11 protein-coding genes are annotated in these 12114 nt (G+C 68.0%); 6 read left to right on the top strand and 5 right to left on the bottom strand.

Annotation, left to right across the window (positions count from 1 at the left end; all coding sequences use genetic code 11):
* Positions 1–40 precede the first annotated feature (40 nt).
* The 4 genes from ACWGID_RS09185 (at position 41) to ACWGID_RS09200 (ending at position 5067) form a co-directional block, all read left to right on the top strand.
* The gene (locus ACWGID_RS09185) at positions 41–1177 is read left to right on the top strand and encodes a hypothetical protein (protein WP_452195888.1); all 1137 of its coding nucleotides are present in this window, start codon (positions 41–43) and stop codon (positions 1175–1177) included.
* Complete coding sequence (locus tag ACWGID_RS09190; protein ID WP_452195889.1) at positions 1174–2079, top strand: decaprenyl-phosphate phosphoribosyltransferase; 906 nt, start codon at positions 1174–1176, stop codon at positions 2077–2079. The genes ACWGID_RS09185 and ACWGID_RS09190 overlap by 4 nt, the downstream gene beginning before the upstream one ends.
* A gap of 90 nt (positions 2080–2169) precedes the next feature.
* Positions 2170–2997, top strand: coding sequence for an undecaprenyl-diphosphate phosphatase (locus ACWGID_RS09195; RefSeq protein ID WP_452196102.1), 828 nt, complete (start codon positions 2170–2172; stop codon positions 2995–2997).
* 6 nt (positions 2998–3003) lie between these two features.
* Positions 3004–5067 (top strand): hypothetical protein, encoded by a 2064-nt coding sequence (locus ACWGID_RS09200; RefSeq protein WP_452195890.1) that lies wholly within the window; start codon positions 3004–3006, stop codon positions 5065–5067.
* A gap of 36 nt (positions 5068–5103) precedes the next feature.
* On the opposite strand, the gene ACWGID_RS09205 is transcribed toward ACWGID_RS09200, so the two are convergent.
* The 3 genes from ACWGID_RS09205 to ACWGID_RS09215 are packed head-to-tail and all read right to left on the bottom strand — an operon-like array spanning position 5104 to position 8332.
* Positions 5104–6357: a COG4705 family protein gene (locus ACWGID_RS09205; RefSeq protein ID WP_452195891.1), complete on the bottom strand. Its 1254-nt coding sequence runs from the start codon at positions 6355–6357 to the stop codon at positions 5104–5106.
* Between the two features lie 50 nt (positions 6358–6407).
* On the bottom strand, positions 6408–7688 hold the full coding sequence (locus ACWGID_RS09210; protein WP_452195892.1) for an ATP-binding protein: 1281 nt from the start codon (positions 7686–7688) through the stop codon (positions 6408–6410).
* Positions 7679–8332, bottom strand: a complete 654-nt coding sequence (locus ACWGID_RS09215; protein WP_452195893.1) for a response regulator transcription factor — start codon at positions 8330–8332, stop codon at positions 7679–7681. The genes ACWGID_RS09210 and ACWGID_RS09215 overlap by 10 nt, the downstream gene beginning before the upstream one ends.
* A 524-nt stretch (positions 8333–8856) precedes the next feature.
* On the opposite strand from ACWGID_RS09215, the gene ACWGID_RS09220 reads away from it, so the two are divergent.
* On the top strand, positions 8857–9180 hold the full coding sequence (locus tag ACWGID_RS09220; protein WP_452195894.1) for a glutaredoxin domain-containing protein: 324 nt from the start codon (positions 8857–8859) through the stop codon (positions 9178–9180).
* On the opposite strand, the gene ACWGID_RS09225 is transcribed toward ACWGID_RS09220, so the two are convergent.
* Entirely contained in the window at positions 9177–9800 is a 624-nt protein-coding gene (locus tag ACWGID_RS09225; RefSeq protein ID WP_452195895.1) for a TMEM175 family protein, read from the bottom strand. The genes ACWGID_RS09220 and ACWGID_RS09225 overlap by 4 nt on opposite strands.
* Positions 9801–10059: 259 nt before the next feature.
* Here ACWGID_RS09225 and ACWGID_RS09230 point away from each other — a divergent pair, with 259 nt between their 5' ends.
* A complete protein-coding gene (locus ACWGID_RS09230) occupies positions 10060–10203 on the top strand; it encodes a hypothetical protein (RefSeq protein WP_452195896.1) in 144 nt (47 codons plus the stop codon).
* 140 nt (positions 10204–10343) lie between these two features.
* Here the strand turns inward: ACWGID_RS09230 and ACWGID_RS09235 are convergent, their stop codons facing one another.
* Complete coding sequence (locus ACWGID_RS09235; RefSeq protein ID WP_452195897.1) at positions 10344–11885, bottom strand: right-handed parallel beta-helix repeat-containing protein; 1542 nt, start codon at positions 11883–11885, stop codon at positions 10344–10346.
* Positions 11886–12114: the final 229 nt, after the last annotated feature.

The raw sequence follows: 12114 nt of genomic DNA on the forward strand, positions 1-12114 counted from the left end.
TCTCCGTGTCCTCTCAGGACGGCCTCGATCTACTGGGGTCATGAAGCAGAACGCTCGGAGGCGCAGGCGGCGGGTGCGGAAACGGTGGATCGCACTAGCCGTCTGTCTGCTGATGGTCGTTCCCGTGGTGTCGTACGTGCGGGCGTTGCTGTACCCCGGAAACGCCAGCTTCTCGGTCCGGACGGTGGAGTGGTTCCGCGATCATGGCGGCGGGGTGGTGATCGACACCATCGAGACCTGGAAGTACTCCCACCAGCAACCGTCGGCGACCGGAGCGCCGATCGACACCACCACCCCGGAGACCACCTCATCGCCAAGGCCCGGCCGGCCGGCTGTTCACGCGAGTACGGCCGCTCTGCCCGTGGTTCGGCTGCTGCCGAAGCCGTTCGCGCACGAGGGGACCTGGGCGGTAGCGCGGCAATCACGGTCCGGCGTGCCCGTGGTGTGGACGACCTGGTTCCGGCCCGATCCCGGGCACTTGCCGGTCACGGCGGCAGCGGCCTTGTTGCCGCGGGGGACCTATCACCTGCACCTGATGCCGGGGACGCGGGAGCCGGTCGTCGGAATGGCGTCCAAGGAGGGGTACTCCGTTCCGCCCGCCGACCGTTCCGCGTTGGTGGCGACGTTCAACGCCGGTTTCAAGATGAAGGATTCGCACGGCGGATGGTGGACGAACCAGGAGCCGGCGGTGCCGCTGGTCGACGGTCGCGCGTCCGTGGTGATCATGCGCGACGGTTCGGCGCGCATCGGTACCTGGAACCAGACCGTGGGGATGACCAAGGATGTGGTGGCGGTCCGGCAGAACCTCGATCCGGTCATCGTCGACCACCAGATCGTTCCCGGCCTGACGGTGAATGCGAACGGGCGCTGGGGAACGGTGCGCAGCCAGTTCCAGTACACCTGGCGGTCCGGGCTCGGGACTGATGCCCACGGCAACTTGATCTACGTCGCCGGCAACAAGCTGACCCTCGCGACGCTGGCCGCCGCCATGGAGCAGGCGGGCATCGTGCAAGGTATGGAGCTCGACATCCATTCGGCGATGGTCAGCTTCGACATCGAGCAGCCCGGGGCGAACGGTGCCGTGACCGGGCAACGGCTGCTGCATTCGATGAACTCGCCGACGGATCGCTACCTGGTTGCCGACCAGCGCGACTTCTTCTATGTGACTGCGTCATGACCGACCTGCAGACCCGCACCTCGGTCGTGCGGCACGAATCCACCGCAAGGGCGTTGCTGCGATTGAGCCGGCCGCAGCAGTGGCACAAGGCGGTGATGGTGTTCGCGGCACCAGCGGCCGCAGGCGCCCTGACGTCTCCTGTCGTGCTGCTGGAGGCTGCCCTCGCCGCGGTGGGGTTCGTGTTGCTGGCGGCGGCGATCTACGCCTTCAACGACATCCGGGACGCGCCCGACGACCGGCGGCATCCGCGCAAGCGCTTGCGGCCGATCGCGTCCGGTTCGCTGAGTCCGACGATGGCCGTGGTGTTCGGCGTGACCGCTGCGCTGCTCGGGCTCGCGATCGAAAGCAGCCTGGGATTGTCGACGTTCGCGCTCGCCGCGGCGTACCTCGCCTCTCAGGTGCTGTACGTCCTCGGGCTGAAACATGTCGCGGTGGTCGACCTGATGATCGTCGCCCTCGGCTTCGTCCTCCGCGCGGCGGCCGGCGGGACGGCGACGGGGATCCCGGTATCGCATTGGTTCCTGCTGGTGTCGTTGTTCGGTGCGATGTTCCTGGTGACTGGAAAGCGGAAGGCCGAGCATGTGTCGGCCACCAATGCGGTGAGCAGGCCGGTACTGGCTGCTTACCCAGCGTCATGGCTCGACCAGGTGATGACCGTGGCCTTGCTCGGTACGGCGTTGTCGTACGGGATGTGGGCCTTCCAGTACCTCGGTCACGACGTACTCCGCGAACTTCTGGCGATCTCGTTCGTCCCGTTCCTTACCGGATTGCTGCGCTACGGGCTCCTGGTCTCGACCGGCCGTGGGGAAGAACCCGAGCACGAGATCTTCCACGACCGCGTGCTGTTGATCGCGGGCCTCACCTGGGCAGCGCTGCTGGCCATTGGGATCTATAGCGGCTGACACGCCATTTCTCTCAGGTCCCGCTCAGGAGAGCGTCGGTACGGTCCTGTCGACACCCGCACCGACCGAGGAGAGCAGTTGACGCACGGCGTGACGATCTGGGACTCGCTGGTCCTGGGGGTGGTCGAGGGGCTGACGGAGTTTCTGCCCGTGTCGAGCACCGGCCACCTGACCATCGTGTCCAAGATGCTCGGACTGTCGATCGACGATCCGGCGGTGACCGGCTACACCGCCGTGATCCAGGTCGGGGCGATCGCTGCCGTCGTCCTGTACTTCTGGAGTGACATTCGGCGGATCGTGGTTGCCTGGGTCCGAGGCCTGGCCAACCGGGACGAGCGGACCGACTTCGACTACAAGATGGGCTGGTACGTGATCGTCGGCTCGGTGCCGATCGGTGTCGTCGGCTTTCTCGCGAAGGACATCATCTCGGGTCCGCTGCGGAGTCTGTGGTGGGTCGCGGCAGGCCTGATCGTCTGGTCCCTCGTGATGGTCCTGGCCGAACGGTTCGGGAAGCGGACCCGTCCGTTGACCCGGATCCGGATGCTCGACTCGGTGGTGATGGGCGTGGTGCAGTGCGTGGCGCTGATTCCCGGGGTGTCGCGGTCCGGCGCGACGATCTCGGCCGGTCTGTTTCTCGATCTGGATCGCGTGGCGGCGACCCGGATCGCCTTCCTGCTCGGCATCCCGGCGCTGGTCGGGGCCGGTCTGTACGAGCTGAAGGACGCCCTGAGCGGTGGCACCGGGGCAGCGGCCCTGGTCATCGGGACGGTCGTGAGCTTCGCGGTCGCGTACGCGTCGGTCGCCTGGTTGTTGCGCTTCGTCGCCAAGCACTCGATCGAGGTGTTCGCGTTCTATCGTGTCCTGCTGGGTACCGCGCTGTTGGTGGTCCTGACCAGTGGCGTGGTCTCGGCCACGTAGTACGACATGAGAGCGTCGGAACGCTGTTGGGCGGTGCTGCTCGGGGCACTGGGGTTCTTGGCGCTGAGTCTGGCTCTTCCGTCGAACGCGACCGCGGCGCCGCCGGCCGACCCCCAGGTGATCGTGCTCGGCGTGGGCGGGCTCGAGTGGTCCGACGTCTCGGCTTCCGCGACGCCGAATCTGTGGCGTCTGGTCGGGCAGTCCGCGGTCGGGGCCGTATCCGTGCGTACGGCGGACGTGACCAGCTGTCCCGCCGATGCCTGGCTGACGCTCAACACCGGCGTACGGATGGTTGCGCCGCGGACGAATGGAATCTGTCCCGATCCCGCTGAGTTGGTGTCGTCGCAGGGGAGTACCAGCGTCTCCCGATGGTCCGAGATCGGGAGGCTAGGCGCCGATTCGTCGTACAACCCGGAGCTCGGTCTGTTGGCGGCCGGGGCCGCGCACCGCGGTTGCGCGAACGCGGTCGGTCCTGGAGCCGGCCTCGCGCTCGCCGACGCCCAAGGTCACGTGGCGCGCTATGCCCCGCGACTCGACAGTGCCGATCTGAGCGCGTGTCCGTTGACCGTGGCCGACCTCGGGAGTCTTCCGCAGGGCCAGGGGCGTCGCGCGGCCCTGAGCGCGATGGACGCCGAGATCGGCAAGGTAACCAGCGCGCACCCGCACGCCGAGGTTGTTCTGGTTGGCATGGCCAACGAGTCGACACCGCACCTGCAGACGTTGTTGGTGCACGGCGGCGGCTTCCCAGCGGGCTGGATCGAGGCGAATTCGACCAGGCAGCGCGGGCTCGCGCAGCTGACCGACGTCACCCCGACGATCCTCGCAGGGCTGGGCGTCGACGCGCCGCCTCGAGCCGTCGGTTCGGTACTGCGGACCTCGCCCGGTGCACCGCGTGATCCGCAGGCGCTGGTCCGTGAGCTGAGCCAGTTCGACCGCGCCGCACAGACCATCGACGGCAACATCGTCGCGTTCTACTGGTTTGTGGCCGTCGGCGCTTTGGTCGCCAGCGCGCTGTTGATTGCATTCCGCCGGCCGCAGTGGCTGCTGCTCGTCGCCGCCTCGTTGCCAGTGGCATCCTTCTTGGCGAACCTGACCCAGTGGTGGCGGTTCTCCCGGGCGGGCATCGGTCTGTGGGCGAGCGCCATCGGGTGGGCGGTGGCGATCGGGACTCTGGCTCGGTTCGGTCCGTGGCGGCGACATCGCCTCGGGTCGGCAGGGTTCGTGGCAGCAGTCACGGCCGTGGTTCTGGCGGTGGACATTGTGACCGGGTCTCGTCTTCAGCTGTCGAGTCTCTGGGGCTTGTCACCGCTGGACGCGGGCCGGTTCTACGGGTTCGGAAACGTCGCGTTCGCAGTCTTCGCGGTGAGCGTGCTGATCGCCAGCACGTGGATCGCCAGTCTGCTGATCGGCCACGGGCGCCGTCGATGGGCCGTGGCGGCCGTCGCGGGGATCGGTGCCGCGAGTGTGGTGGTCGACGGGTGGCCGTCGTACGGCGCCGACTTCGGGGGAGTGCTCGCGCTGGTCCCTGGCTTCGCGGTCCTGATCGCGGCGGTCGCGCAGATCCGGCTCCGAACCCGGTGGGTCCTGGTCACCGCCGGAGTCGCAATCGCGGCGGTCGTGGGGATCGCGCTCGCCGACTGGTCCCGGCCCGCCGGGAGCCGGACGCACCTGGGCCAGTTCGTCCAGCAGGTCATCGACGGAAGCGCCGGCAGCACGGTGCGGCGCAAGCTCGATGCCAACGCGCAGTCGTTCATCGACCGACCCTGGATCGCCGTTCTCGTCGCTGTGATCGTGCTGGTCACGGTCGCACTGGTGACCCGGCCGCAGCGATTCCGAGCGCTGCGCGCCGACGCGGCCTTCGCCGCCGAACCGTTACTCCGGCCGTGCATCGTGGCATGTCTGGTCACCGCGGTCGTGGGTCTGATCGTCAACGACTCCGGCGTCATCATCCTTGGTGTCTGCTGTGCGGTCGCGGTCCCGCTGCTCGTCGACGCCTTGGCCTTCAGCGATCATGGCCTGACGATCGAGCCAGTACGTCCCGATCGTCAACCGCGCCGCGGCGCGGCCTGAGCGAGTTCTGGTCGGTCTCGCTCAGGCCGTCAGAGGTCAGCCGAGGGTTTTCAGGAGGGCGTCGATCGCCTGCTTCTCGGCCGCGGGGCTCTTGGTCTCGCGGACTGAGGTGAACAGGGCGTCGTTCTCGTTGTCGATGAAGGCCCAGGCATTCTTGTCGAGCGGTTCGAGCTTGTCCTGGTCGTCGTCCCAGGCCTTCTCGTAGGCGTTCACGGCGCCGTTCAACGCGCCCTGATCGTTCTTCGCGAGATCGGTCCGCATGCTACGGACCAGTGCCTGGTAGCGAGCGACGTCGGCCTTCGGGAAGTGCGCGACGGCCTGCGCCGACGTCAGGTGGATCTTCGCGCCCGGGTTCGGGCCCTCGTTCTCGGCGGCCGCGTTCGCGTGCGGCTGGGCGGACGCCCAGTTGAGCAGGACCGCGGCCGCGACGGCGGAGGCGAGCATGACGCCGGCCATCGGCCACTCGCGTCCCGGCCGGTGGTACTTCGCGCTCTGGTCCCGGTGCTGATGGCCCTCGATCACGTCGGACTTGGTCAGCGTCAGATAGACGACAGTCGCCAGAATGGCCGCCAGAAAGATGATGCTGGTCACCAGCGTCCCCAGTCCCAGGCCCTTGTCCGGGACCTTCGGCGAGGCGAGCCAGTCACCGAGGTTGGCTCCGAGCGGGCGAGTGAGGATGTACGCGACCCAGAACGCCAGTACCGGGTTCGCGCCGAATCGCCAGCAGCTGACGACGATCGCGATCAGGGCGAGCGGCAGCAGGACGGACACACCCGGGCTCCACCCGGTCAGTTCGAGCGTCCAGTCGCCGGCCGCCGTACCGAGAGCGAACGTGACCAGGACGGCCAGCCAGTAGAAGGCCTCACGGGGCCGGGTGACGATGCTGTGGATCGACAGCGTGCGCTCACGGGCCCACCAGATGCCGAACACGACCGCGAGTCCGATGCTGAACACCGTGGTGCTGATCCACAGCGGTACGCCGAGTTGGTCAGTCAGGATGTCCGTGTACAGCGTGCCGGTCACGCTGACGACCACGACTGTCAGCCAGTATGCGGCCGGCTGATAGCGCGACCGGGTCATCTGCCAGATCAGGACCGTGGCGAACACCACGGTGAAGATCACTGCGGTGGCGATGAGTCCCACGCCGAGCTGCATGTTGATCCAGTCGGCGAAGCTCTCACCCACGGTGGTGCAGAGGATCTTGATCAGCCAGAACCAGATGGTGACCTCGGGCACCTTGTTCAGCAGCACGCGAGGCGCCGCCGTACGGGATGCAGTTTCTGTAGTCATGCCGGCCAGACTTGCCTATTCCACCTGCACACAACCTGACTACGAATCGGTCAGGTGCGCGGCAATCGGACCTCGACGTGACCGTTGCCTTCCGCAAGCGCCCGTACGCCGATCCCGGTCGCCGTCGCGATCCGCCGTACGACGGCCAGCCCCAATCCGTGCCCGCTCGTCGCGCTGTGGCCGGGCGTGAACGCACGCTCGACGTCCTCCGGATCGAAGCCCGGCCCGTCGTCGAGGACATGCACGAGGACGTCGGCTCCGGCTGTCTCGACGACCAGCGACACCTTGGTACTGGCGTGCCGCGTGGCATTGTCGAGCAGCGGGGCGAGCACGGACAGCACGACCTCTGCGGGTACGGCGACCTCGACATCCGTCGGCCCGTCGACTTCGACGCCCGTCGACTTGTCGGCCGGTATGGCGCGACTCTCGACGGCTTGGCGGATCACCGGACGCAATCTGCAGGAGGAATCACGGCGGCTCCGTGTGCGGGCGGCATCGAGGATCGTGCTCACCGCCGTCGCGAGGCGATCGGATTCGGTGAGGACGACCTGTGGATCGACCTGTGTTCCCGAGATTTCCGCGAGCTGAGCCTCGCCACGCAGTACCGTCACCGGCGTGCGCAGCTCGTGGGCGATCTCGTCGGTCAGCCGGCGCTCGTCGGCGATCGTCGCGGACACGCGGTCGAGCAGCCGATCGAACGTCTGGGCCAGCTCACCGAACTCGTCGCGCGGCGGTCCGAGGCCGAACCGCCGGTCCGGATCGTGGTCGCCCCATTCGTCCGCCAGCGCCGACATCTGGTGGACGACACGTAACGCGCGGCTCACCCCGACGTACGCCACGACGCCGGCGAGGACGATGACGAGCGCACCGAGGATCAGGGACATCACCAGGTTGCGCTGCTCGGACTTCTCGAACGGTGCGAGGTCGACCATGACCACCACGGTGACCTTGTGTCCGGGGACCGCCAGCGGTTCGGCGTACAGGAGGTAGTGGCCCGTCGGCAGGAAGTCGTTGCGGCCGGTCAGTCCCAGCCGCTCAACCGCATCTGCGACGGTCGGGTGCAGCTCGCCGTCGATCAGACGGCCGTCGGAGACGACCCAGGCGACGGTGTCGAAGGCGTCTCCCGCGCCCTCGACCAGGGTGATCTTTCCGTTGCCTGATTCAACGGTCGCCGCGACGGCGTCGGCCCGGGTCCGAGCGAGCGTACGCGTGTCGGTCTCGGTCGCCCGCGAGGCGAGCACATGGCTGAGAACGATCAGTACGGCGACAACGAGCGTCGCCGTGAGCACCGCCAGCGAGACGATCCGCGCCCGGAAGCCGGTCAGTCCCATCGGTAGCCGACCCCACGCACAGTGCCGACCCGCTCAGCCACCCCGAGGCGGTCCAGTTTCACCCGCAACCTGCGGAGGTAGGAGTCGAGTGTGTTCTCACTGACCTGAGCCCCGTGCGGCCAGCCCGCCGCGACCAGCGAGTGCCGGCGAACGACCTCACCGGGCACGGAGATGAGCCGCCCGAGCAGCCGGAACTCGGTCGGCGTCAGCGACTCGCCGGCATGCCCCCGCCGTACCTCGTGACTCGTCGGATCGAGCACCACCTCATCCGCCGCAACCGCAACCGTGGTCCGCTTCAGCAGCGCGCGGACGCGGACCAGGAGCTCCGGGATGTCGAACGGCTTGGTCAGGTAGTCGTCCGCCCCGGCCTCGAACCCACTGACCTTGTGATGAGTACCGCCCAGGGCCGTCAGCATCAGAACCGGCGCATCAACGCCGCGCGCCCGCAACGCGAGGCACACGTCCCGCCCGTCGGCGTCCGGCAGCCCGATATCGAGGATCACAACCTGCGGCTCCGGCACGAGCCGGCCAAGCATTTCCCCAGCCGTCGCCGAAGCAACCACCTGGTGCCCATCCCGCCGCAAGGCCCGACTCAACAGCCCACGCAGCGCCAAATCATCCTCACACACAGCAACCCTAGGCATCGAAGCACCGTACCCACCCCCACCTGAGAACCATCTGAGCCGAAGACCGTCGCCCGCGGCTCTCAGATCGCCCGCCCAGCCCGCCGAGTCGTGGCGAAAGGCGGACACCCGCGCCGTCGAGTCGTGGGTTCTGGTCGGTGTTTCGGTGCCAGGGGCCACGACTCGGCGGGTGTACGTCGGCTTGGGGTGCACGGCTCGCGAGGGGATGTCGTACCGGACCGGCAGCGCTCGAGCGAGCCGACCGGCTCGACGTGGCCGTGAACACGGAGGAGGGCCGTCGCGTTCACGTTGTCGTACTCCGAAGCGGGGATCGGCGCATTCTTTTGGAGGTGCATGGGGTAGGTCGCTTGGTGGTTGCGCGGAGCCGAGTCGCTCGAGCGCGTCCTGATGTAAGCGTTTGAGCGAGGGGCCGTGTCTGGTTTGATGGTGGGGTGTTGCGGAGTTGGAAGTTTGCGGTGGGGTTCTTGGTGATGGGGCTGGTTTTCGGCGGCTGGTCTTGGACAGGCGGTTCGCGGGGTGTGGCCGTGGTGGAGCTCGTGGTGTGCGTGCTGCTCGGGCTGCTGTTTTCGCCGGTGGCGTTTCCGCGGTCGGTGAGTGTGGCGGAGGCGGGGCGGGCGGGGAAGCCGATCGTCTACTGGCGGCCGGGGTGTCAGTTTTGTTTGCGGCTGCGGTTCGCCTTGCTCGGCTCGGCCGGCGGAGCTTCGTGGGTGAACATCTGGTCCGACCCGAAGGCGGCCGCGGCGGTGCGGGCGGTGGCGGACGGGAACGAGACGGTGCCGACCGTCGTGGTCGGTGGCGAGAGCCGGGTGAACCCAGCGCCGCGCTGGGTGCGTGACCAGCTGCCCTAGAAGCGGAACGGAAGCCAGGGCGAGACGATGAAGAACAGTTGCACGACCGCGAGCGCGATGATGGCGGCCGGTGGGTTGAGCAGCGAGATCGACGCGGCCAGCGCGTAAAGAGTCTGGGCGACCACGAGCCGACGCCGGATCAGGAGCACGGACTCGGACCGCTCCGCGAGGCCGGCCCGCATGACGTGGACGACCTGCCAGCCGAGCGTGACCCCGAGACCGAGCAGATTCGCCCAGTAGACGCCCACGGCAAGCGCCAGGTGAACGTGTGAGGACAGTACGGACGCCGAGAACGGCAGCGTCGACACGAAGAAGAGGAACGCCAGCACGGACCACGCCAGCGTTCGGTCGGAGCGCTCGCACACGTTCAGCAGCGTGTGCTCCGCCAGCCAGAACGTGCCGAGCATGGTGAAGCTCAGCAGGTACGCCGCGAACTGCGGCCCGAGCGCCTGCAGCTCAGTCCAGAGACCGCTGTTGGTCGTCGCCTCGGTGCCTTCGGGTAGGCGTACGTCCAGGACCAACAGGGTCATCGCCACGGCGAAGACACCGTCAGCCAGCGTCCGCAGCCGTTCGGCGTCGCGCCCGGACAGTTGGTTGTAGCTGGTCCCCACGTCCACCATGCCCATAGTGTGCACGCCGAGAAGTACCACCGAGCGCGCACTCAGCGACCGAGTTCGCGCCCGGCGCCCGGGGTCCGTCGAACAGGGGGATCAGGCGGCGGAGTTCGTCATCGGAGACGGTGCGTCCGTAGTCGGCGAGTTGGAAGGTCTCCGCATGCTGTACGGCGTTCGCGCGCGCCTCACCGTAGTACTTCGCGAGTGAAAGCGGCTTGAAAGTGGGAGCGGGCAGGCTCAGCAGCCACGGATCGAGGAGGTGCCGATGGGACGATTCCTGGAGATGCTGCTCGCCTTCACCCGCTCCTGGCTGTCACCCACCGGCCCGCTCCACGAGCCGGATCCAGCTGCTGAGGAAGAACCCCACGACTCTCCACCGACCGCCGATCAGCCCGAGCGCAGCGAGTGACCAGCGGTGCGGGGTTCCTCGTTGCCGACGCGGATCTGGCACGCCACCCGCGGCGCACTTCAACAGCTGAACCAAGCTGACCACGTCTGCGGCCTCCCACCGCGCCCGTCCTGTCCGGATCCCGCGAGGACTCGATCGCCCTAGTGCACCCCAGGCCCCTCGGCCGCTCCGATGGCCGGGGCGCGGTCGGCGGAGACGGGATGGCCGAAGATGTCGCGGCCGCCGTTGGACGGGATGACCGTGCCGGCGCCGAGTGCGGGCGAGCCCGCGCGGAGGCGGTAGCCGGCGAGGTCGGCGATCCCGGTCGCGGCGCCCGGCCCGGCGAGCAGCGGATCAGCGGTCGAGCCGCCCGGGTTCGCGAACGTGCCGCCGATGTTGACGAGCAGGTTGTACGACGGGCGGACCGACGTACCGGGCTGGAGACGCATCGCTGCGGAGCCTGCGCCTTGTTTGACGACGATGTTGTTGTCGAAGCGGACGTTGTGTGGTGCCGTCGTGTTCTCGTTGATCACCGTCATCGAGTGACCCGCACCGACGTAGATCGTGTTGTTGTAGACGTGTGCGCTTTGGAGCGGGCCGGAGCACATCTCGACTCCGCGGTACGAGTCGTTCTGGCTGACGTTGTAGCGGACCACGGCGTTGGCGACCCGGCCGGCGGCGTTGCAGAGCAGCAGGAAGCCGCCCGCGTTGTCGTGGCTGTAGTTGTACTCGAACACGGTGCCGTCCGTGCCCTGGTCGACGTCGAACGCCATCCCGTCGCGCGTGGTCTCACCGCCCGACACTTCGTTGTGGCGGAACGTCGTACCGTCGGAGTTCCACGGCCACATGCCGGCGTTGTAGCCGGTCGACCGGCGCTGGAAGCCGTCGATCCGGTTGCCTTCCACGAGCGCGTCCTTGGCGGTCAGGACCACGATGCCGTCACCGCCGACATCCCGTACGTCGTTGCCGCGAACAACGATCCGCGTGTTCGGGGTCCACGGTTTGGTGAACGGCGCCACGGAACCGACCACGGCCCGCTGCTCCCACTGCGACGGCACCAACCGGATGCCGCCCCGGTTGACGCCGGCGACGTGGTTATTGGTGACGGCGACGTCGTCGAAGTTGCTCTCGCGCACGTCGCCGACGACCGAGAACAGGATCCCGTCGCTGCCGCCGGTGCTCTTCGTGTCGTCGCCCCAGATGTCGTGGACGAAGAGGTTGTCGATCACGTAGTGCCGGCCCTGGCCGTAGTCCTCCAGCAGGACGTGGACGCCGCGCCGGTTGCTGCCGGGGTTGGCCGCGTTCGTGACCTCCAGGTCGCGCACCTCGATCTGCTGCGTGTTCCGCAACAGGACGGCGTCCGGGGCTCCGTTCCCGTCGATGACCGGCCGCGCCTGGCCGGCTCCGTACGCGCCGATCCGCACCGGGGCGCCGGCCACACCCGCGCCGGACGGAGCAAGGGTGCCGACGCACCGCGAACCACGTTTGAACAGCAGGGCTTGTCCAGCGTGCAGTTGTACGGCGTTCGCGGCGGCGAGCGTGGTGAGCGGCCGGGCCGCCGTACCGTCTCCGGAACCGCTGCCGGAGCAGTCCACGTGGATGACACCGGTGCCGTTATCGGCCGACGCCGGCGCCGACGGAACTGCGAACGACAGGCAGCCGACCGCGGCGACCGCGGACAGCAGACGGGTTCTGGAGAACATAGGGCGGCTCCGATCGCGATGCGCACTGCTGCGCACGAATAATCAGTATCGAACACAATTAGGCACCCCTGACAGAGTGTCAACGGTTCGCCCAGACTTTTCTTCGGAGTCTTGGCGTAATACCGGGAACGGCCGGCGACAAAAGAGCAAGGACGTCGTGCCGCGGTCGTGTGACGGTGCGGACTGGCTGTCGGAGCTGTGGTTGAAGTGGCGGCGGGCGGTGCCGGAT

The organism is Kribbella sp. NPDC054772 (assembly GCF_053611945.1).

What these genes read in the sequence shown, in the direction of transcription:
- ACWGID_RS09190 (WP_452195889.1), top strand. Translation starts at nt 1,174, where the DNA reads ATGACCGACCTGCAGACCCGCACCTCGGTCGTGCGGCACGAATCCACC.
- ACWGID_RS09210 (WP_452195892.1), bottom strand. Translation starts at nt 7,688, where the DNA reads ATGGGACTGACCGGCTTCCGGGCGCGGATCGTCTCGCTGGCGGTGCTC.
- ACWGID_RS09185 (WP_452195888.1), top strand. Translation starts at nt 41, where the DNA reads ATGAAGCAGAACGCTCGGAGGCGCAGGCGGCGGGTGCGGAAACGGTGG.
- ACWGID_RS09225 (WP_452195895.1), bottom strand. Translation starts at nt 9,800, where the DNA reads ATGGTGGACGTGGGGACCAGCTACAACCAACTGTCCGGGCGCGACGCC.
- ACWGID_RS09235 (WP_452195897.1), bottom strand. Translation starts at nt 11,885, where the DNA reads ATGTTCTCCAGAACCCGTCTGCTGTCCGCGGTCGCCGCGGTCGGCTGC.
- ACWGID_RS09215 (WP_452195893.1), bottom strand. Translation starts at nt 8,332, where the DNA reads ATGCCTAGGGTTGCTGTGTGTGAGGATGATTTGGCGCTGCGTGGGCTG.
- ACWGID_RS09200 (WP_452195890.1), top strand. Translation starts at nt 3,004, where the DNA reads ATGAGAGCGTCGGAACGCTGTTGGGCGGTGCTGCTCGGGGCACTGGGG.
- ACWGID_RS09205 (WP_452195891.1), bottom strand. Translation starts at nt 6,357, where the DNA reads ATGACTACAGAAACTGCATCCCGTACGGCGGCGCCTCGCGTGCTGCTG.
- ACWGID_RS09230 (WP_452195896.1), top strand. Translation starts at nt 10,060, where the DNA reads ATGGGACGATTCCTGGAGATGCTGCTCGCCTTCACCCGCTCCTGGCTG.